The following is a 20,138-nucleotide window of genomic DNA, read 5'->3' on the forward strand; positions in this document are numbered from 1 at the left end:
ACTTGTTGAGTAATACAACGAGAGGGTCCCCCGTCAGGAGGGCCCTCTCGTTTTCTCTGCGCCTCTTACTCGGGTCAGGCGCGCGGTGACGCGTACATCTCTTCGATGACGGCCTCGAAGTCCTTCATCACCTGCGCCCGTTTTACTTTCATGGAGGGGGTCAGGTGCCCTGATGCCTCGGTGAAGTCAGCAGGGACGATCCGGAAGGACTTAATGGCTTCGGCCTGCGAGACAGAGGCGTTCGCTGCGGTAATCAGGTCCTGGACTGCTGCCTTGACTACCGAGTTGTTGGCCGCATCCTCGAGGGACGTGCCGGCCGGGAGGTTGTGGCGCTGCAGCCAGCCCGGCAGGGCCTCCTGGTCCAGGGTGACAAGGGCCCCGATGAAGGGCCTGTTGTCGCCGACCACCAGCACCTGGGAGACCAGGGCGTCGGCGCGGATCTGATCCTCAAGGAGGGCCGGGATGACGTTCTTGCCGCCGGCGGTCACGATGATTTCCTTCTTGCGGCCGGTGATCCACAGGAAGCCGTCTTCGTCGAGGCGGCCGATGTCGCCGGTGCGGAACCACCCGTCGGCGAACGTCTCCGAGGTAAGGTCCTCCCGCTTGTAGTAACCGTGCATCACGCAGACGCCCTTGGCGAGGATTTCACCGTCCTCGGCGATTCTGACGGCGTTCCCCGGCAGCGGCTTGCCGACAGATCCGATCTTGATCAGCGACGGAGTGTTGACGGAGATAGGGGCCGTGGTTTCGGTCAGGCCGTAGCCTTCCAGGACCTGCAGGCCGATGCCCTGGAAGAAGTGGCCCAGGCGTTCACCAAGCGGGCCCCCTCCGGAGACCGCGTGCGCAACTTGGCCGCCCATGGCAGCCCGCAGCTTGCTGTACACCAGCTTGTCGAAGAGGGCGTGGCGGAGCTTGAGGCCAATGCCCACCCGCCCGTTCTGGCGCGCCTTTGAGAAGGCAATTGCGGTGTCCGCCGCCTTGTGGAAGATTGCGCCCTTGCCGCCGTCCTCTGCCTTGGTCAGCGCCGAGTTGTAGACCTTTTCGAAGACGCGGGGCACGGCAAGGATGAACGTGGGCTCGTAGCTCTGCAGGTCCGCGAGCAGGTTCTTGATGTCCGGGGTATGGGCCACGGTGGTTCCGGCAGCCATGGCCAGGACGGAGATGAAGCGTGCGAAAACGTGGGCCAGCGGCAGGAACATGATGGTCTTGGCGTTCTCGTGGACGATCTCGCCGATGATCGCGAGAGCGTTGTCCGAGAGTTCAACGAAGTTTCCGTGCGTGAGTTCGCAGCCCTTGGGGCGGCCCGTGGTGCCGGAGGTGTAGATGATGGTGGCGACATCGTCCAGGTTGGCGGTCGCGCGCCGCGCCTCAAGGTCTGCGTCGCTGACCCCGCGGCCAGCTTCACGGAGGGCCTCCAGGCCCTGGCCTTCCAGCTGCCACACGTTCTGGAGCGCCGTGAGGCCCTCAGCATTCACCGCCTGGCGGATTACGTCCTCATGGTGCGCTGCCTCGCCGAAGGCTGCCACCGCCCCCGAGTCGCCGAGGTTCCATGCCACCTGGGAGGGGGAGGAGGTCTCGTAAATCGGAACCGATACTGCTCCCGCAAACCAGATGGCAAAGTCCACCAGGGCCCATTCGTAGCGCGTGCGGGACATAATGCCTACGCGGTCGCCCGCAGCCACGCCGCTTGCCATGAGTCCCTTGGCCAGGACCGAGACGTCGGCCAGGAAGTCCGTAGCTGAAATGTCACGCCAGGCACCGGCGGAGTCGAGCCGCGAAAACAGTGCCGGGTTGCTGGGCTTTGCAGCCTGCCGCAATACCAGATCAGTGATGTTGGTTTCCGGTGGGACAACAACAAGAGGCGGAACACTGAATTCGCGCACTATAGCTCCTTTGATATCCGAAGACCCGCGCAGGGTATGCCTAAAGACTAGTACGCCTATACCGGGCCGTGCAGTATCTAAAACTACTGACCAGTAACTTAGCCGTCAATGGTGGCGGGCCGGACATGCGGGGGCGCCCTCCTTTTCCGCCCGAACCGCCCGCCTAGAATGGTTGACTATGTATGCACCGCCCCCCGGCGAACAGACCGGCCCCTTGCGACGACCAACTCCCTGGCGGCGGCGCCCGACCACCGGCCGGACCAGGTTGCGTCACGGCGAAGGCTTCCGGGAACACCTGCGCCTCGGGCGCAAGGGCCTGGCCATCGGCATCGACATCGGGGGCACCAAGGTGGCGGCCGGCGTCGTAGACGCCGAAGGCAGGATCCTCAATGAGGCGCGCCGCTCCACGCCGGGTACGGACCCGCGGGCAGTTGAACAGGTCATCGTGGAACTCGTGGAGGAGCTCGGCCGGGGGCACCGGATTTGGTCGGTGGGGATCGGCGCCGCTGGGTGGATGGACCTCGACGGCGGCACGGTACTCTTTAGCCCGCATCTAGCCTGGCGGAACGAACCGCTCCGGGAAAATTTGCAGCACCTCTTGCGCCGTCCCGTCCTGCTCGCGAACGACGCCGACGCCGCTGCCTGGGCCGAATGGCGCTTTGGTGCCGGGCAGGGTGAGGACCGGATGGTGTGCATCACCCTGGGCACGGGAATCGGCGGGGCCATGGTGATGGACGGGCGGGTTGAGCGCGGCAGGTTTGGCGTAGCCGGCGAGTTCGGCCACCAGATCATCATGCCCGGCGGGCACCGGTGCGAGTGCGGCAACCGGGGGTGCTGGGAGCAGTATGCGTCCGGTAATGCCCTGGGGCGTGAAGCCCGGATCCTGGCGCGGGCAAACTCCCCGGTGGCCCAGGACCTGCTGGCAGCCGTGGGCGGCAACACCGATATCATCACGGGCGCAATCGTCACTGACCTGGCCCTGGCAGGTGACGCCGCTTCCCGTGAACTTATTGATGAAGTAGGTGAATGGCTGGGTTTGGGCTTGGCCAACCTGGCGGCCGCGCTGGATCCCGGCTTGTTCGTTATCGGCGGCGGCCTCTGTTCCGCGGGGGACCTCCTGGTGGAGCCTGCCCGCAAGGCATTTTCCCGGAACCTCACCGGCCGCGGGTTCCGGCCTGCGGCCGGCATTCAGTTGGCGGCCCTGGGTCCGAACGCCGGGCTGATCGGGGCGGCGGACCTCTCCCGGGTGAGCAGCAGGGTACGCGCCTGATGTACTGACTGAGGGCAGGCGCTAAACGCGTGCTCCGTCGTCGTTCTCGTCTTTTTCCTTCGGAAGCTGCATGATCAGGTAGACCGTCCCCAGCACAAACACGGCCACGATGCCCACCACAGCGGGCAATGGCGCCGAGCGCCAGAACATGGCCGACAGCAACAGGGCTATGGGGCCGCCCACTGCTGCCAGCCAGGCCAGCATGGTCAACGGGTCGGTTCCGGCGAGGCTCGGCGGTTCCTCGGGAATGAAGTCGCCGTCGTCCCCGTCCACGTCATAATCGCGCGGCCCGGCGGCCGCGTTGCCGTTCCCGGCAGTGCCACCTGAGGCTGAGTCCTGCCGCTCGGCGGCGGACAGCTCGGTGGGGGCAGCCCCGGCCAGTCCCAGGGGATCGAAGTCCCGGAACGTGGCGGACCTGCCAGCGGCAGCGGGGGTGCCTTCTGGCGCCTGCGGGCCGTCGGCGGTACCGGTACCCGCGGGCCCTGCAGGGGAGTCTGATTTTAGGCGGGCCACGAGATCAAGCCAAACGGCGTCGTCGTGGTTGGCTCCCTGGTCCGGCGAACCGGCGTCAGGCCTGTTCATGGGAAGCCTCCTGGCCGGACAGTGCAGCTGAAGCGGACGCAGGGCCGGCAGCGGAAACCACGCCGCGGATAAAGTCCACCGAACCCGCAAAGATTTGTTCGGCGTCGTTGTCCAGAGTGGCCACGTGGTAACTGTTTTCCAACCTGACCAGCTCCAGGGGAGCGTGCGTGAGGCCGCGGCGCAGGGCCACAATGCTGGAATCGGACACCACATGGTCAACGGTGGAACGGTAGACCTGCACGGGAGCGGTGACCCTGGGCAGGATCCTGACGGTGTCCTTGAACATCTTGTTGAGTTCGTGGGCGGCAGCTACCGGGGTACGGTTATAGGCACCCTCATCCATACCTTCCTTGAGGATGTCGTTGGCGATGGCCGGCGTGCTTTTCATGACCAGCTTCAGGATTCCGGCGAGCGGCGCGCGGGGGTCATCGATCATCAGCCCAGGGTTCACGAGCACCACTCCTGCCACCGGACGCGTGGCGGCGATGCGCAGCGCCAGCGCTCCACCCATGCTGAGGCCGGCTGAAAAGACATAGTCGCTTTCGGCGTCGAGTTCAAGGTAGGCGTCGTCAAGCGCCCCATGCCACTGCTGCCACGTGGTCCGGGCAAGCTCCTGCCAGCTGGTGCCGTGGCCCGGCAACAGGGGCATGCGGACAGCAAAACCCGCAGCGGCAAAGGCCTGAGCCCAGGTGCGCAGGCCGTGGGGGCTTCCGGTGAACCCGTGCGAGAGGACCACCCCGATCCGGGGCCCCTCACCGTTGTATGGACTGCTGTAGGGGCTGTGGTCCGGGCTGGAGGTCATGGGGTCTCCACTGAAGTGTTCTGGCGGGCGTTGGCGTAGAAAAAGGCTCCGGACCTGGCAAAGATTTCCGGCGCATCCACGTCCAGCGTAGCCACATGGCCGCTGCTGGCAAGGCTGACAACCTCCGCGAGGTGCTTGCCGAGGCGTTTTCTTAGAACCGCAAGCGAGGTGGGCGGGACTACTGCGTCCGTGCGGGACTTGAACACTTGCACGGGAGCCGTGACGAGGGGCAGGCCCCGGGTGGCGGCTCCGAACAGCTTCTTCAGTTCGTGGACGGCCGCGAGGGGAGTGCGGGAATAGTCGCCGTCTTCAGTGACAACCGCCGTGGGCTGCTCCTCCTGGATGGGGAGGGTGGTCTTCTGAAAGTACTTCAGCACGCCGATGACGCGTACCCGGCGGTCGTAAAAACTGAGGCCGGGGTTGACCACCGAGACGCCCGCCACCTGGTGCCTGGAGGCAGTCAGCAGCGCGATGGCTCCGCCCATGGACAGCCCCGCGACGAAGCACGTTTCAGTCCGCTCCGAAAGCTCAAGGTAGGCGGTTTCGAAGCTGCCGTACCAATCGCTCCAGCGTGTCCGGGCGAGCTCGCGCCAATCCGTCCCGTGCCCGGGCAGCAGCGGCACCGTAACTGCGTACCCCTGGGAAGCGAGGTGTTCCGCCCACGGCAACACGCTCAGCGGGCTGCCGGTGAAACCGTGGCAGATTGCCACTCCAATCCGGGCATTGGCACCATGGCCCGGATAGCTGAAAGCGGCAGGACGGGACGGGATGCTGCTTTCGCTCATGACACCATCGTGTCACTGTTCCGGGCAAATCTCACTAGAGTAGGGTTGCATTGAACTGCTGGCCAGGCCCGATGCGGGGCTTGGAGGCTGCCTTCCGGAGAGGTTTTGCACGTGTTTTATTGGGTGATGAAAAGGATCTTTCTGGGTCCGGTGCTGAAGCTGCTTTTCCGCCCCTGGGTGAAGGGCCTGGACAACATCCCGGCCGACGGTGCGGCGATTATCGCCTCCAACCACCTCTCGTTTTCCGACTCTATTTTTATGCCGTTGATGGTCCGCCGTCCGGTGGTATTCCTGGCCAAGTCGGAGTACTTTACCGGCACCGGGATCAAGGGGAGGCTGACGGCCATGTTCTTCCGCCTCACCAACCAGCTCCCCATGGACCGGTCCGGTGGCGCTGCCTCGGAGGCATCGCTGAGTGCCGGAATGGATGTCCTCTCGCATGGCGGGCTGCTCGGCATCTACCCGGAGGGGACGCGCAGCCAGGATTCCCGCCTCTATCGAGGCAAAGTCGGGGTGGCCAGGCTGGCGCTCAAGGCCGGTGTACCTGTTGTTCCCGTGGCAATGATCGGCACGGACAAGGTACAGCCCATCGGCAAGCGCCTGCCCAACATTCGCCGGATCGGCATGATTTTTGGGGAACCACTGGACTTCAGCAGGTACCACGACCAGGCCGAGGACCGGCTGGTCCAGAGGCAGGTCACGGACGAGATCATGTTCGAGCTGATGCGTCTCTCCGGCCAGGAATACGTGGATGAGTACGCGGCAGTGGTGAAGCTCAGGCTGGCGGGCAAGCCTGTGGACCCGGCCGCAGCCGCAGAACCCGCTGCCACACCGGCGCCGACCGACGGCAGCACCGGTGGCCCGGATGCTGAGGCAGGTGTCCCAAACGCCCGTGCCGGGCACCAGGCTGCCAACCCCGGAAAAAAGCAGGACGACGGCGGGGCTGCCGCCACCGCCTGAGCCGTGTCGGCTGAGGCGCGGCAGACATTCGAGGCCGTTGGCGGCCTGGCGGCTGTCTGTGACGCCGTGCCCGGAATGCGTGACGCCGCGGTGTTCCGGGCACCTGCGGGACCGTTAGGCTTAGAAGGTGACTGAGCTATCTGCAAAACCTGCCTTTTCGCTGTCCAGCACCGCCCAGAGCGGAGCGGCCAATTATCCCGGGCTCGATGACTGGCGGGACATGCCCATCTCCCAGCAGCCCAGCTGGCAGGACAGGGACGTGTTCGATGCCTCGGTCAAGGAACTCTCCGTCCTTCCTCCGCTGGTGTTCGCCGGCGAGGTGGACGTCCTCCGCGAGCGGCTGGCAGCTGCTGCCCAGGGCAAGGCATTCCTGCTTCAGGGCGGCGACTGCGCCGAAACCTTCGAAGCCGCCACGGCGGACAAGATCAGCGCACGCGTCAAGACCATCCTCCAGATGGCGGTGGTCCTGACCTACGGCGCCGCGATGCCCGTCATCAAGATGGGCCGTATGGCCGGCCAGTTCGCCAAGCCCCGCTCGTCCAACGATGAAACCCGCGACGGCGTCACTCTTCCGGCGTACCGCGGCGACATTGTTAACGGCTACGACTTCACGCCGGAATCGCGCGGCCACGACGCAGCACGCATGCTCCGCGCCTACCACACGTCCGCCTCGACGCTGAACCTCATCCGCGCCTTCACCCAGGGCGGTTTCGCGGACCTGCGCTCGGTGCACCAGTGGAACAAGGGCTTCACCGAAAACCCGGCCCACGCGCGCTACGAATCCCTGGCGCGGGACATTGACCGTGCCATCAAGTTCATGGATTCCTGCGGCGCGGACTTCGAGGCGCTCAAGCGCGTTGAGTTCTTCGCCAGCCACGAGGCCCTCCTCCTGGACTACGAGCGTGCACTCACCCGTATCGACTCCCGCACCGGATTCCCGTACGACACCTCCGCGCACTTCCTCTGGATCGGAGAACGGACCCGTGAGTTGGACCACGCACACGTTGACTTCCTGTCCCGGGTGCGCAACCCCATCGGCGTTAAGCTGGGCCCGTCCACCACTGGTGATGACGCCCTCCGCCTGATCGACAAGCTGGACCCGGAGCGGGAGCCCGGCCGGCTGACCTTCATCACCCGCATGGGTGCCGGCAACATCCGCGAGAAGCTGCCCGCCGTCGTCGAGAAGGTCACGGCCTCAGGCGCGCAGGTGCTCTGGGTCACCGATCCCATGCACGGGAACACCGTGACGTCCCCGAACGGGTACAAGACCCGCAACTTCGACGACGTCATTGATGAAGTGCGCGGCTTCTTCGAGGTGCACCACGCCTTGGGGACAGTCCCCGGCGGCCTGCACGTGGAAATGACCGGCGACGACGTCGCGGAGTGCCTCGGTGGCGCCGACCCGATCGACCAGGAAGCCTTCCTGGACCGTTACGAGTCTGTCTGCGACCCCCGGCTCAACCACATGCAGTCCCTCGAAATGGCCTTCCTGGTGGCAGGGGCACTCGCCAAGCACTGATGCCTGCCGGCACCCCGGCACCCGGCAGGGGCGGGGTGCGTGGTGTAGGCGGGCCTGGCCCGCCTACACCACGGTCAGTGTGATGACTGATCCTTCTGGTACTTCAGTATCCACGGGGTCCTGGTCCCGGACTGTGCCGAAGAAGCCGCCAAGGATGTTGTTTACCCGCACCTGGAAACCCAGGCCTTCGAGGGCCCGCTTCGCCTCCGCCGCCTGCTTGCCGATGTAGCTGGGCACCTCCACCATCCTGGGCCCCTTCGAGATGGTCAGGGTCACCGTGCCGCCACGGGTGAGGGTGCCGTTGGCCGGAGTCTGGCTGACAACAGCGCCCTCCGGGATGTTCCGGTCGAACACCTCTTCGCTCGCTACGTCCGCCTGCAGGCCGGCCGCCTCGATGGCGTCCTTGGCATCATCCTCTTCCTGGCCCACCACATTGGGCACCGGGATCGGCTCGGGCCCCTTCGATATCACCAGGTTGACGGGTGTCCCGTGCCGGGCAGGGGTACCGGCGGCAGGATCCTGCGACAGGACAACGCCCGCCGCTGCAGCTTCATCAAATCTCTCTGTGACCGTCCCCAAGGCCATTTCCGCGCGGTTCAGCCCGATCTTGGCTTCCTCCAGGGTGCCCCCGGTCAGTCCGGGCAGCGGGAAGAGTTGCGGGCCCTTCGAAACAAACACCGAGACAGGCTGGAACTTCCGGATCTCCGAGCCGGCCGGGGGTTCGGTGCCCACCACCAGCCCGCTCGGCACGTCGTCGTCGAAAACGTCCCTGGTAGTTGACCGGAACCCTGCCTGGCTGAGCAGTTCCTGCGCCTGCGCCACTGTTTTGTTCGCCACGGCAGGGATGGCTGCGGCCGAGCCGGGTCCCATGCCGAAAAACCAGCCGGCCCCCGTTGCCAGCAAGGCGGCGATGAGCAGGATTACCACCCACAGGACCCCTCGGCGGCGTGGGCTGCCCTCGCGCAGGTTGCGTGCCGGCGTGGCGGCAGCGCGTGCCCGGGCTTTCTCGTTCTCCTTGTCGGCTTTGCGCTGGGCCCGCTTGCTTAGGGTCGCGGGCGCCGCCGCAGCCCACCGTGCGTCATCATCCGAGCCGGGGGGAGTGAGCTTGTACCGAAGACCGGAAGCCGGAGGGTGGGCCTCCTCGCCGGGGCCCTGATCAACCTGTGGCTGCTGTGGCTGTGGCTGCTGCGGGTGGCGCGGGGGTGCCGCCGGCCGGCCAAAGGGCATAACGCTTGTCGGATTGTTCGTACGGGCTATCACCTCGGTGTGGCTCGGGTTTCCGGCGGGGTCCTGGCCGCCGGGTTCCACGGCTGCGGGCGGCTGCAGGTCCAGTTCGCGGTCGCTGAGGTTGGTCCTGATGTGGCGCAGTTCCTGGAGCAGCGCGTTCCCGTCGATGGGGCGGTTCTCCGGATCGTTGGCGGTACACCACTGCACCAGCTCGTCCACCTCGGCTGCCAGGCCAGGCACCAGGGCCGAGGGCGGGCCCACTGTCCCGTTGACGTGCTGGTATGCCACCTGGATGGGAACTTCACCCGTGAACGGCTGTTGGCCGGTCAGCATCTCGTAAAGCACGATTCCCACGGAGTACACGTCGCTGCGGGCGTCAGCAGATTTACCGAGGACCAGTTCGGGGGAGAGGTAGGCAACGGTCCCGAGCAGCGCTCCGGTGCTGGTGGAGGTGGTGACCGCGCGCGCCAGTCCGAAGTCGCCGATCTTAATCCTGCCATCTTCGGCGATCAGGACGTTTTCCGGTTTCACGTCCCGGTGGATGAAACCGGCCGCGTGTGCGGCGCCCAGGCCTTCCACCACCGGATCAATCAGCGCCAAGGCAAGCCTGGGCGGAAGCGCACCCTTGGCTTTGATGACGTCCCGCAGCGTGTGGCCTTTGATGTATTCCATGACCAGATACGCGGTGTGGGCATCGGTGCCCTGATCCAGTACTCCCACCACGTGGGGATGGGACAGCCTGGCTGCAGCTTTCGCCTCCCGGCCCAGCCTGCCGAGGAAGCTCTCATCCGCAGAGAGGTGGGGATGCAGCACCTTCAGGGCAACATCCCGTTCCAGCCGCTGGTCGGTGGCCACGTAGACGGTGGACATCCCGCCGCGCGCCAGCCTGGATTTCACGGCGTACCGGTTGTCCACCAGGGTTCCTACCAGAGGGTCTGCCACGTGTTCCTGCACCCTACGATCGTAATCCAGCAATGAAACGGGTCCGAACCCTTACCGGTCCGGACCCGTGCCGACTTCTCCTGCCAGCCCCCGCATTGCGGAAGCAGGGGCCGGTGCTAGCCGAAGTTCTTCTGGTGTGCCTTGATGGCCGCGACGTAGGACTTGGTGTCGTCGTACATGCCGTACTTGCTCACTGAGTACTGGCCCTGGTAGTAGCCGGCGATGGCCGAATCCCTGTCCTTGCTGGTGGCGAGGAGCTGGCGGATGATCGCCACGCCGGCAGTTGCATTGTCGTACGGGTCCAGGAGGTTCAGCTTCCGACCCACCAGATCCGATGCCCACTGGCCGGAACTGGGAATGACCTGCATGGTTCCGATGGCATTCGCGGGGGATACCGCGCGCTGGTCGAAGCCGGACTCCTGGTGCGCGAAGGCAAGGGCAAGCGAAGGTTGCACGCCCATCGCCCGTGCCGTGTCCGCCACGATTCGGCGCATCTGCTCGCGCGAAGGGACCGGCGAAGCGTTCAGGAGTGCCTTGTTCTTGTTCGCCGAGCTCACCACTGCTGCCGGGTAGCGGAAGCCAAGAAAGGAACTGGGGACCAGCGGCGTGACAGACGCTGCGGGCTGCGGGGCCCGCTGGCCGGCGCTGGGAAGGGCCAGCTTGTAGCCCGGGTAGATCACCGTGCCCAGGTTCATTCGGTTGGCCGAGAGGAGATCCGCAAGCTTGACACCGTGGCGCGAGGCAATGCCGGAAAGTGTGTCACCGGCCTTGATGGTGTACGAGCCGGATGCCGGGGCGGCGGCCGAGGAGTTCGCCAGGGGCGCGACAGGAGCGGGGGCAGCCGGGGCGGAAGCGGAACCGCCGCCGACTTTGATCTTCTGCCCCGGGTAAATGATGGAACGCATGTTGAGGTTGTTCCAGGAGAGGACGTTCGCCAGGCTCACCCTGTGCTTAGAGGCAATGGCCCCGAGCGTGTCGCCCGGCTTGACGGTGTAGGTGGCACCGGCAGCGGAGGGCGCGGCGGGAGCAGACCCCGAAGCGGGCGCCGCGGCGGGGGAACCGGAAAGCTTAATTTTCTGCCCGGGGTAAATGACGGTGTTCGCCCGCAGGTTGTTGAGCTTCAGGACGTTGCTGGTGTTCAGTCCGAACCTGCCTGCAACGGCACTGATTGTGTCGCCCCGGGCGATTGTGTACACGGCCGGAGCCGCCGGCCGTGCCGGCTTGAATGCTGCGGGGATGGCCGTGGAGACGGACGACGCCGGGATGACGGCTGCCGTCGCCTGTGCCGCCTGTGCTTTCATGGCGGCGGCGAGGGTGGCCGGGACGGCGCGGGCGAGCGGTTGGGCCGCGGCGGGCTGGGCGAGGGCCAAGGATGACAATACGACCGCTGGCAGCGCTGCCGTCGTGGCAGCGATCATGGGCAGACTCGGTTTGGGGGGCTGCTTGGGCGAGCGGGACATCGTCATGGAAAGAATCCTCTTCTCAACTGCGGGCGCGGGCGGGGATGCCGCTGTTATTCCGATACTACTGTTACTCGTGTTATTCGTGTTACGAATGTGATCCATGTGAATCTCTCACGAATTCGTCGCTAGCACAAGAAATTGCGCATTTCCCGCAACCAGCAATTGGCGGAGTGTCCGCGGCTCAGGGGCGCCCCGATAATGTGCCGACTAGGCGCAACGGCAGGCACCGTGGCAACCTTGATCCGTGAGTAATCTTGAAAACCTCGTGGGCGAATGGTTGCCCTTGCCGGACGTCGCCAATTTGTTGAATGTTTCCATCACCAAAGTCCATAGCCTGCTTGATGAGCATGCTTTGGCGGCTTTGCGGGTGGGAGAGCGGAACATCCGTTCGGTCCCGGCTGAATTCATTCAGGACGGCCAGGTGGTGGACAGCCTCAAAGGCACCATAGTTGTACTCGCTGACGCAGGCTACTCAGACGAGGACCTCATCATCTGGCTTTTCACGCCTGACGAATCACTGCGCGGACGTCCTATCGACGCCCTGCGCGAGGGCCGCAAAACAGAGATCAGGCGCAGGGCGCAGACTCTGGCCTGGTAGCTGTCGAACTGAAGCCGACCGATTCAGGAGGCGCGGCTGACGGTGGCTTCAGCCAACCTCCGCAACGCGGTTTTTGGCAGTTCGTCCAGGGGAAGTGCTTCGAGGGCATCGAATGCTGCCGCGCCGAATTCGTTGATGAGGACTTCGGTGGCCTGCAAAGCTCCCGATTCTTCGATAATCCGGCGGATTTCAAGAATGTCCCCATCGGCAAGGCCGGGGCTGCCCAGCCTGGCGTCGATGAAGGCGGATTCGGCCTCGGACGCCTGGTCCAGGGCCAGCGCCACCAGTACGGTCCGCTTGCCTTCGCGGAGGTCGTCCCCGGCAGGCTTGCCCGTAGTGAGCGGATCCCCGAAGACCCCCAGCACGTCGTCACGAAGCTGGAAGGCCTCGCCAAGGGGCAATGCGAAGGCCGAGTAGCCGCGGAGCAGTTCGTTCGAAGCGCCGGCGAGTGCTCCGCCCAGCGCCAGCGGGTGCTCCGTTGAATACTTGGCTGACTTGAACCTGATGATCGACTGCGCCCTGCTGACGGCGCCTGCCCGGTCCCGTACAGGACCGGCCACTTCCTCCAGGATGTCCAGGTACTGCCCGGCCATCACCTCTGCGCGCATAAGGTTGAAGATCAGCCGTGCCCGGCTGCCCGCAGCAGCCCGCTCGCCGATATCCGTGAAGGCTTCTTCGCTGAACGAGAGGCAGAGGTCCCCGGCGAGGATTGCGGCGGCCTGCCCGAACCGCTCGCTGTCCAGTGCCCAGCCGCGGGTGCCATGCAGCTGGCTGAAGCGGCGGTGGACGCTGGGTCCGCCACGCCGGGTGTCCGAGCGGTCGATGATGTCATCGTGGATCAACGCGGCAGCCTGGAACAATTCCAACGCCGCTCCGGCTGTCACTACCTGCTGCGCGGACGGGTCACCGCCGGCGCCACGCCATCCCCAATAGCACATGAGCGCACGGAGGCGCTTTCCGCCGGTCACCAGATTGGAGATGGAACCCATGATGGGTTCGATGTCCGGAGAGATGGCGGACATGATGGACTGCCTGGACGTGAGGAAGTCAGTCAGTTCGCCGGCCACTGCCGCAACGAAGGCGGCCTGTTCATTCCTTAGCTGCTCAGCCGCCGTCACTTGGCTGACTCAGCTGCCACGTTGGCGCCGATGGTAAAGGTGACGACGCCGGGCGCTTCCACGGCGGAAAGATTGACCGTCTCGTTGTCTCCCCGGACGAAGTCCTTCGATGCGACCTTCCCCACGGCCTCACCGGGGACTGCCTTGAACCCGCGCGCCTCCAGTTTCTTGGTGTAGAAATCCAGGACGGCCGCAGGGGGCGAGGTAATGGTGGCAACCAAGGCAGCGGTGGCCGGCGTCGACGCCTTATCGAAGCTGCTGGAGACCACGCTCGCACCCGGCATGAGCGGCAGGAGCTGCTTGGGGAAACCTTCGACGAAGGCACCTACCGTTGCGGAGGTGTTGGGCGAGGCGGAGGGACTGGCCGAGGCCGTCATGGTGGACTGGACAGTTTCCGCCGCAGAGGCGGAGACGGTGGGATCCGGTGTTCCTGAGGGCGTTGGGGTGCAGGCAGCGAGGGCCAGTGCTGCCCCGGCAGCGCAAGCGGCCAGGGCTGCTGGCTTAAGGTTTCCAATGACCGTCACAGGGACATTCCTCCTGGTGTAGATGCCGGATTCAGCCTCCAGTTTAGTCAGTACAAAGCGATAGGATTGCAGCCGTGGCACCTGTTGGGACGAACGAGCCGGCCGGAGCAGGCCTCCGGCGCCGCAGGCGCAACTGCATCATGCACGTGGACATGGACGCCTTCTTCGTTACCGTGGAACTCCGCACGAGGCCCGAACTCAGGGGCAGGCCCGTCATCGTTGGCTATCCGGCAGAGCGCTCGGTGGTCCTGTCGGCGTCGTACGAAGCCAGGGCGTTCGGCGTCAAGTCGGCCATGCCCATGGCGGTGGCTATGCGCATGTGCCCCCAGGCAGTAATCATCGAGCCGCGGCACAAGGTGTACTACGAGGTATCCGCCCAGCTGATGGCAATCTTCGAATCTGTCACGGAACTGGTGGAGCCGCTCAGCGTTGATGAAGCATTCCTGGATGTGAGTGGCGCTATACGCCGGCTGGGCCCGCCGCGGGCCATCGGTGAGCTGATCCGGAGCAGGGTAGCCACGGAACTGGGCATCACCGCGTCCGTGGGGATTGCTGAAACAAAGTTTGTGGCAAAAATTGCCTCCACCCGCTGCAAACCTGACGGCCTGCTCCTGATTACGCCGGATGAAACCGTTCCCTACCTCCACAGCCTGCCCGTCGGGGCCCTCTGGGGCGTGGGCGCGAAAACCACCGATGTCCTGGCGAGGATGGGCATTAAAACGGTAGCGGACCTGGCCGCCACACCGGCCTCCTCCCTCAAGAAGATGCTCGGCGCCACAGGAGTCCACGTACACCAGCTCGCGTGGGGAATAGACCCGCGTCCCGTGACACCAGTCCGTCTTGAGAAGAGCATCGGGGCTGAAGAAACCTTCGCCGTGGATACCGCCGACGACGCCCTCCTCCACCGGGAGCTGCTACGGCTTTCGCATCGCACCGCAGAGCGGCTGCGGAGTTCGGGCATGGTGTCCCGGACCATCGCCCTGAAGCTGCGGTTCGCGGATTTCTCAACCATCACGCGCAGCCGGACCGTCCAAACGCCTGTGGACAGTGCGCAGCTCATCTATGCAGTGGCGTTACAGCTCCTGGACTCCGTGGACAGGCCGATGACCGTCCGGCTGGTAGGTGTGCGTGCGGAGCAGCTCGAAGAAACCGCGCGCACCTCGCTTCAGCTGAGCATCGACCGGAGGGATGACAACTGGCGCGCCGCAGAGCAGGCTGTGGACCAGGTAGCCCGCAAATTTGGCGGTAAGTCGGTTCTCCCTGCCCGGCTCCTGGAACCAGGGAGCGGGGCCGGATAAACCCGGCAGATAAGCGGCGAGGAGAGCGCCGGGAAAGTCATTGCCGTCTTTCAGAACGGCCGTGAACAAACTATCCTTATAGATACGAAGTTTTTGAGTGACTGGACTTACTACCGGGCTCTCTTGGACATGCTTCCGCTCCGGATTCGTATGCCGGCGTTGCCGTTTATCGCCACAGCAGGCGGGTACGGGAACCACCAGGGCATACCAGACGTTATCCGAGCAGAAGTACTGGCTGGGACCAGCCCGGACGTTGGCCTACAAAGGAGGTCGTGATGCCGCTGTCGGAGCACGAACAGAAGCTGCTGGAGCAGCTGGAGAAGCAGCTTCACGAGGATGATCCAAAGTTCGCGAATTCCATGGGGTCGGACCCCGGGCGTTCGTGGTCGACGAGGCACGTCGTGATCGGCGTCCTTGGTGCGCTGGCCGGCATCTTCCTCTTACTGGTGGGCGTCACCCTCCAGAATATCTTCGTAGGTGTCCTGGGCTTCATTGTGATGGGCGGCGGCGTCTACTTCGCCACGATGCGGAGCAGTTCGTCGGCAGCGAAGGGAACCAAGCCCGGTACGGGCAAAGCCGGCAAGCAGCGGAGCTCCTTCATGAGCAGCCTCGAGGAACGCTGGGATGAGAGGCGCAGGGGCGAGCCCTAGCCTTTCCGGCGTCCGCTGATCCGGACGCCCACGGCACACCACTTTGCTCCCCCTGAATCGGGGAGTGCGCCCAAAAGACCTGCTTCGGCGGGTCTTTTCGCGTTTAACCCGCCTCCAGCACCCGGTAGCACCGACCCTTCGATCCCTGGGGCGGCGCTTCGCCCCTCCGCGGGGCCTATGCGGAGCGAAAGTCCTCCACTTCCCACCAGCAGCGCATTTCCGCGTCTTTTAGGGCCCGTTTTCCCAAAAATCGCGCCGTTCCTCGCGCCGTTCACGTTGACTGTGGTGGAAAGTGGAGTAATGTGGAGGACATAAGAGGGTGGTTGCAACATAGGGGATGTGCAGTTCCTGACATCGGACAGGCGGTGGGCCAGTGTTTCTGGGCACGCATTCGCCACGTCTGGATGAAAAGGGGCGGATCATTCTCCCCGCTAAGTTCCGGGAGGAACTTGCCAGCGGACTGGTCCTCACAAGGGGCCAGGAACGTTGCATCTACGTCTTCAGCGAGAAGGAATTTGCCCGGGTTCACGAGCAAATGCGGGAGGCCCCAATCTCCTCAAAACAGGCGCGGGACTACATCCGCGTTTTTCTCTCTGGGGCCTCTGACGAGGTACCTGACAAGCAGGGGCGCGTGACTATTCCGCCGGCGCTCCGGGAGTACGCAGGGCTCGGGAGGGAACTGGCCGTCATCGGCGCCGGGACCCGCGCCGAGATCTGGGACGCCCAGGCTTGGAATGAGTACCTCGCGGAGAAGGAGACCGCCTTCTCTGAAACCGATGATCCCATTCCGGGCATTCTCTGACCGGAACAGGACAGCGGGCATTTTTCTTGGCTGAGATCTCCAGCCGGCCCGTCGGCTGGCCAACCTGGCTCACTTCCCCGGAGCCAGGCGGGCAGGACGATAGGCGCGGATGGGGATCTGGGCCAAGAACCATTCCAGGTGACAGCGACGGCGAGAGAGGACGAGGCATGAATGATCAACCGAAGCCCACGTCTGAACGCCATGTGCCGGTCCTGCGGGACCGGTGCATCAATTTGTTGACGCCCGGATTCGAAGCTGCCAGGAGCCGCGGCGAAACCCCGGTGGCCATCGATGCCACGCTTGGGATGGGCGGCCACTCCGAAACAATGCTGCAGCGGTTTCCGGACCTCCACCTGATCGGCATCGATCGGGATGAAGAAGCCCTTGCTCTGGCAGGCGAGCGGCTGGCGCCCTTTGAGGCGCGGACAGATCTGGTCCACGCCGTCTATGACGAAATCGAAGAAGTCATCGCTGACCTGGGCGTGCCCGAAGTCCACGGAATTCTCATGGACCTGGGCGTTTCCTCGCTCCAGTTGGATGAGCGCGAACGGGGCTTCGCGTATTCCTTCGACGCGCCGCTGGACATGCGGATGGACACCAGCCGCGGGCAGACTGCCGCCGACGTCGTCAACAACTACAGCGAAGAGGAACTCGTCCGGATCATCCGGAAGTGGGGCGAGGAGAAGTTCGCCGGACGCATCGCGAACAGGATCGTCGCCTCCCGGGCCATCAAGCCCTTCAGCACCACGGGCGAGCTGGTGGAGCAGATCCGGGCCGTCGTTCCGGCGGGAGCGGCCAAGTCGGGCGGCCACCCCGCCAAGAGGACATTCCAGGCCCTGCGGATCGAGGTCAATGAGGAGCTCGACGTACTGGAACGCGCCGTTCCGGCAGCCGTGAAGGCCACAGCACTGGGCGGCCGCATTGTGGTCATGTCCTATCACTCGCTGGAGGACAAGATCGTCAAGGCAGTTTTCCAGGCCCGTTCCAAATCCTCCGCCCCACTCGGCTTTCCGGTTGAGCTGGAAGAGCATAAACCCGAACTGAAGACCCTGACCAAAGGCACCGAGGTGCCAACCGCCGTCGAAATCGCCGAAAATCCCCGCGCTGCCTCAGCAAGGCTTCGTGCTGTGGAACGTATCCGAACCAGGAGAGCTCAATGAGCACCGCTGCCGTGAAGAACTTTCCCGTCGTTTCCGGTTCGGCGGCCAAGCAGCTTCCTGCGGGTTCGCCGGCCGGGCCGCGCCGGAGCCGCACTCCGCTGTCCGTAGTCCGGACCCTTCCCCGCAAGCGCCGCGCCCCCTTCGTGGTGCTGTGCTTTGCCATGCTTGCCGTGGCCCTGATCGCCGTTCTCGTCCTGAACATCTCGGTTTCCACGGCGCAGTACCAGTTGGTGGAACTCCGTGCCAGGCAGAGCACGCTGACGAAACAGAACCAGGACCTCACCCAGCAGGTCCAGAACTTTGAAGCACCCCAAAACCTCGCGGCACAGGCGACGAAGCTGGGGATGGTGCCTTCCACCGTTAAGGGCCAGATTGACCTGTCCACCCTTTCCGTTACAGGCAAGGCAACCCCGGCTGCCAAGGACGGCGCAGCCGGAGCCGTCATTCCGGCGCCTGCTGTCGCCGGCCAGCTCACCGTGGTTCCGCCACCGAGCAAACGGGATCCGCTGGAAGCCCGCAAACCCGTCGAGGAGGCCCCGGCAGCAGCCCCCGCGGCCGCAAAGACCAAACCGGCCCCTGACGCAACAACAACCCGTACCCCGCCGTCATCCGCTCCGGCTGTACCGCCCGTGGAGCTCCACGGCGGATCGGTACCCGCACCAGAGCAGAAGGTCCCCGGACAGTAAGAGGCAGGTCGGACAGGCAACAAGGTCGAGCAGCAAGGAATATCACGGTGGCGCAGAGGACCGGCAGAGCAACAAGCGGCAAGGTACCCAACGCCAAAAAGCGCCTCCGCCTTGGCCTTGGCATGATGCTGACGCTCCTGCTGGTGGTGGGCGGCAAACTCTTCCTGGTCCAGGGGCTGGACGTTGGAGGAATGGCAGAAGCCGCGCTAAACAGCCGGATGAAGCGGACCGTCCTGCCCGCCGAGAGGGGCAGCATCCTTGACTCCCGCGGAACGGTGCTGGCCAACAGCGTGATCCGCTACAACGTGGTGGTGGACCAGCGGGTGAACACTAAAACCGAAACCTTTAAGCGGCTGGAGACGGTGGATGGCAAAGAGAAGCTGGTGGACGTCAGCCGGGACCAGGGCCTCACAGAGCTGGCCGCCGCCCTCGGCATGGAGAAGGACGCCCTCCGGGAGGCCGTAACGGGCCAACAGCCTTACTACATTGTGGCCAAGGACGTGAAGCCGGACATTGAGGACCGCATCTCCAAGCTCCAGATCCCAGGCATCGTTACTGAGGGCGTCAGCAAGCGGGTCTATCCCAATGGTTCCGTGGCCGGCGGGATCGTCGGGTTCCTTGCCGACGGCACTACCGGCCAGGCCGGCATAGAGCAGACCCAGGACGGACTGCTGAAGGGAGCGGACGGCGAACGCCTTTTCGAAATCGGCGCAGACGGTCTGCGCATCCCCGTAGGCGTGGATGAGCTGACATCGCCTCAGGACGGCAAAGACGTCAAGCTCACCCTCAACTCGGACCTGCAGTATTTTGCCCAGCAGGCTATCCAGAGCCAGTCGGACAAACTCGGCGCCGAGTGGGGTGTCATCATTGTGATGGACGCCAAGACCGGCGATCTGGTGGCCATGGCCGACACCGACTCTCCCGATCCCAACGACCCCGGCCAGGTGGCCCCCGAGGACCGCGGCGTCCGCGCGGTCACGGCGGCATACGAGCCCGGCTCGGTTCAAAAAATGATGACCGCAGCGGCCCTCATCGAAGAGGGCAAGGCCAGGCCCCTCGATTCGTTCACCCTCGGCCCCACCTACACGGTGGACGGGCAGACCTTCAGCGACTCATTTGCCCACGGAACCGAGGAGCGGACCCTGGCGGGCATCCTGGGCTATTCGATGAACACCGGGACCGTCATGGCTGGCCAGCGGCTCAGCAAGGAGCAACGGTACGAGTGGCTCAAGAGATTCGGCATCGGCGAGGCGCCGGATATCGGGCTGCCGGCAACGGCGTCCGGGATCCTCACGCCCTGGCAGCAGTGGGACGGGCGCCAGGAGTACACCGTGCTGTTCGGGCAGGGTGTGTCCCAGTCCACCCTGCAGACCGTGCGGGCGTTCCAGTCCATCGCCAACAACGGCGTGATGCTGCAGCCCCGGCTTATTGATGCCTACGTTTCCCCGGATGGGACCGAGGAAAAGGTGCCCGCCGCACCGCCGCGGCAGATCGTGTCGGACGGGACGGCGCAGCAGGTCCAGGACATCCTGGAAAGCGCCGTCACCGAAGGGCAGATCAAGGACGCGGCCATCGACGGCTACCGTGTGGGCGCAAAGACTGGCACCTCTGAATCACCGTGCGACGACGGCACATCCGGGTTCTGCGGCTATACCGCCTCCATGGTGGGTATGGCACCAATGGATGATCCGCGGTTTATTGTGGAGGTGGTACTCCAGCGGCCGAAGGGCAGCATCTATGGCATTACCAACGGGCCGGTCTTCCGGTTGGTCATGAGCCAGGCACTGCGGACCTACAACGTCCAGCCGTCCACGGGCGAACCGGCCCGGCTGCCCCAGTTCGCCAAGTAGCATCCCGGCAACAGCCGGC

General features: G+C 64.7%; 18 protein-coding genes. 10 read left to right on the forward strand and 8 right to left on the reverse strand.

The genetic code is table 11. The features are described from left to right. Nucleotides 1-74: 74 nt before the first annotated feature. Nucleotides 75-1,883, reverse strand: coding sequence for an AMP-dependent synthetase/ligase (locus CXQ88_RS16825; RefSeq protein ID WP_104045286.1), 1,809 nt, complete (start codon nt 1,881-1,883; stop codon nt 75-77). A 178-nt stretch (nt 1,884-2,061) separates the two neighbouring features. On the opposite strand from CXQ88_RS16825, the gene CXQ88_RS16830 reads away from it, so the two are divergent. Beyond that, complete coding sequence (locus CXQ88_RS16830; RefSeq protein WP_181037577.1) at nt 2,062-3,153, forward strand: ROK family glucokinase; 1,092 nt, start codon at nt 2,062-2,064, stop codon at nt 3,151-3,153. A gap of 21 nt (nt 3,154-3,174) precedes the next feature. On the opposite strand, the gene CXQ88_RS16835 is transcribed toward CXQ88_RS16830, so the two are convergent. Genes CXQ88_RS16835 through CXQ88_RS16845 form a run of 3 tightly spaced genes read right to left on the reverse strand, consistent with a single transcriptional unit; the run spans nt 3,175 to nt 5,322 of the window. Further along, a complete protein-coding gene (locus CXQ88_RS16835; protein ID WP_104045288.1) occupies nt 3,175-3,735 on the reverse strand; it encodes a hypothetical protein in 561 nt (186 codons plus the stop codon). Beyond that, complete coding sequence (locus CXQ88_RS16840) at nt 3,722-4,537, reverse strand: alpha/beta hydrolase (RefSeq protein ID WP_104045289.1); 816 nt, start codon at nt 4,535-4,537, stop codon at nt 3,722-3,724. Before CXQ88_RS16840 ends, CXQ88_RS16835 begins: the two co-directional genes overlap by 14 nt. Next, nucleotides 4,534-5,322, reverse strand: coding sequence for an alpha/beta hydrolase (locus CXQ88_RS16845; RefSeq protein WP_104045290.1), 789 nt, complete (start codon nt 5,320-5,322; stop codon nt 4,534-4,536). The genes CXQ88_RS16840 and CXQ88_RS16845 overlap by 4 nt, the downstream gene beginning before the upstream one ends. Before the next feature lie 111 nt (nt 5,323-5,433). Here CXQ88_RS16845 and CXQ88_RS16850 point away from each other — a divergent pair, with 111 nt between their 5' ends. Together CXQ88_RS16850 and CXQ88_RS16855 are read left to right on the forward strand one after the other, a co-directional pair. Further along, nucleotides 5,434-6,282, forward strand: coding sequence for a lysophospholipid acyltransferase family protein (locus CXQ88_RS16850; RefSeq protein WP_258061952.1), 849 nt, complete (start codon nt 5,434-5,436; stop codon nt 6,280-6,282). Between the two features lie 127 nt (nt 6,283-6,409). Next, nucleotides 6,410-7,801: a class II 3-deoxy-7-phosphoheptulonate synthase gene (locus CXQ88_RS16855; RefSeq protein ID WP_104045291.1), complete on the forward strand. Its 1,392-nt coding sequence runs from the start codon at nt 6,410-6,412 to the stop codon at nt 7,799-7,801. A gap of 63 nt (nt 7,802-7,864) precedes the next feature. On the opposite strand, the gene pknB is transcribed toward CXQ88_RS16855, so the two are convergent. Together pknB and CXQ88_RS16865 are read right to left on the reverse strand one after the other, a co-directional pair. After that, nucleotides 7,865-9,982 carry a Stk1 family PASTA domain-containing Ser/Thr kinase gene (pknB, locus tag CXQ88_RS16860; protein ID WP_104045292.1) on the reverse strand — a complete coding sequence of 706 codons (2,118 nt, stop codon included), beginning with the start codon at nt 9,980-9,982 and terminating at the stop codon, nt 7,865-7,867. 104 nt (nt 9,983-10,086) lie between these two features. Continuing rightward, nucleotides 10,087-11,436: a lytic transglycosylase domain-containing protein gene (locus CXQ88_RS16865; protein WP_104045293.1), complete on the reverse strand. Its 1,350-nt coding sequence runs from the start codon at nt 11,434-11,436 to the stop codon at nt 10,087-10,089. 241 nt (nt 11,437-11,677) lie between these two features. On the opposite strand from CXQ88_RS16865, the gene CXQ88_RS16870 reads away from it, so the two are divergent. Further along, a complete protein-coding gene (locus CXQ88_RS16870; protein WP_181037578.1) occupies nt 11,678-12,031 on the forward strand; it encodes an Rv2175c family DNA-binding protein in 354 nt (117 codons plus the stop codon). A 23-nt stretch (nt 12,032-12,054) separates the two neighbouring features. On the opposite strand, the gene CXQ88_RS16875 is transcribed toward CXQ88_RS16870, so the two are convergent. Together CXQ88_RS16875 and CXQ88_RS16880 are read right to left on the reverse strand one after the other, a co-directional pair. Next, on the reverse strand, nt 12,055-13,149 hold the full coding sequence (locus CXQ88_RS16875; protein WP_104045295.1) for a polyprenyl synthetase family protein: 1,095 nt from the start codon (nt 13,147-13,149) through the stop codon (nt 12,055-12,057). Continuing rightward, nucleotides 13,146-13,673 (reverse strand): hypothetical protein, encoded by a 528-nt coding sequence (locus CXQ88_RS16880; protein ID WP_104045296.1) that lies wholly within the window; start codon nt 13,671-13,673, stop codon nt 13,146-13,148. Before CXQ88_RS16880 ends, CXQ88_RS16875 begins: the two co-directional genes overlap by 4 nt. 140 nt (nt 13,674-13,813) lie before the next feature. Between CXQ88_RS16880 and dinB the strand changes: the two genes are divergently transcribed. From dinB to CXQ88_RS16910, 6 genes are all read left to right on the forward strand, one after another. Beyond that, complete coding sequence (gene dinB / locus CXQ88_RS16885; RefSeq protein ID WP_104045334.1) at nt 13,814-14,971, forward strand: DNA polymerase IV; 1,158 nt, start codon at nt 13,814-13,816, stop codon at nt 14,969-14,971. 275 nt (nt 14,972-15,246) lie between these two features. Next, on the forward strand, nt 15,247-15,621 hold the full coding sequence (locus CXQ88_RS16890) for a DUF3040 domain-containing protein (RefSeq protein WP_104045297.1): 375 nt from the start codon (nt 15,247-15,249) through the stop codon (nt 15,619-15,621). Nucleotides 15,622-15,994: 373 nt separating this feature from the next. Further along, nucleotides 15,995-16,423: a division/cell wall cluster transcriptional repressor MraZ gene (mraZ, locus tag CXQ88_RS16895; protein ID WP_018763545.1), complete on the forward strand. Its 429-nt coding sequence runs from the start codon at nt 15,995-15,997 to the stop codon at nt 16,421-16,423. 167 nt (nt 16,424-16,590) lie between these two features. Continuing rightward, a complete protein-coding gene (gene rsmH, locus CXQ88_RS16900; RefSeq protein ID WP_104045298.1) occupies nt 16,591-17,583 on the forward strand; it encodes a 16S rRNA (cytosine(1402)-N(4))-methyltransferase RsmH in 993 nt (330 codons plus the stop codon). After that, a complete protein-coding gene (locus CXQ88_RS16905; protein ID WP_104045299.1) occupies nt 17,580-18,269 on the forward strand; it encodes a hypothetical protein in 690 nt (229 codons plus the stop codon). The genes rsmH and CXQ88_RS16905 overlap by 4 nt, the downstream gene beginning before the upstream one ends. Before the next feature lie 47 nt (nt 18,270-18,316). Beyond that, nucleotides 18,317-20,119, forward strand: coding sequence for a peptidoglycan D,D-transpeptidase FtsI family protein (locus tag CXQ88_RS16910; protein WP_104045300.1), 1,803 nt, complete (start codon nt 18,317-18,319; stop codon nt 20,117-20,119). The last annotated feature ends 19 nt before the right edge of the window (nt 20,120-20,138 follow it).

Source organism: Arthrobacter sp. ZGTC412 (assembly GCF_002929215.1).
GTDB lineage: Bacteria > Actinomycetota > Actinomycetes > Actinomycetales > Micrococcaceae > Arthrobacter.

Coding starts and splice junctions, on each gene's coding strand:
- CXQ88_RS16865 (WP_104045293.1), bottom strand. CDS start 11,436: ATGACGATGTCCCGCTCGCCCAAGCAGCCCCCCAAACCGAGTCTGCCC.
- CXQ88_RS16845 (WP_104045290.1), bottom strand. CDS start 5,322: ATGAGCGAAAGCAGCATCCCGTCCCGTCCTGCCGCTTTCAGCTATCCG.
- dinB (WP_104045334.1), top strand. CDS start 13,814: ATGCACGTGGACATGGACGCCTTCTTCGTTACCGTGGAACTCCGCACG.
- CXQ88_RS16840 (WP_104045289.1), bottom strand. CDS start 4,537: ATGACCTCCAGCCCGGACCACAGCCCCTACAGCAGTCCATACAACGGT.
- CXQ88_RS16830 (WP_181037577.1), top strand. CDS start 2,062: ATGTATGCACCGCCCCCCGGCGAACAGACCGGCCCCTTGCGACGACCA.
- CXQ88_RS16835 (WP_104045288.1), bottom strand. CDS start 3,735: ATGAACAGGCCTGACGCCGGTTCGCCGGACCAGGGAGCCAACCACGAC.
- rsmH (WP_104045298.1), top strand. CDS start 16,591: ATGAATGATCAACCGAAGCCCACGTCTGAACGCCATGTGCCGGTCCTG.
- CXQ88_RS16890 (WP_104045297.1), top strand. CDS start 15,247: ATGCCGCTGTCGGAGCACGAACAGAAGCTGCTGGAGCAGCTGGAGAAG.
- CXQ88_RS16905 (WP_104045299.1), top strand. CDS start 17,580: ATGAGCACCGCTGCCGTGAAGAACTTTCCCGTCGTTTCCGGTTCGGCG.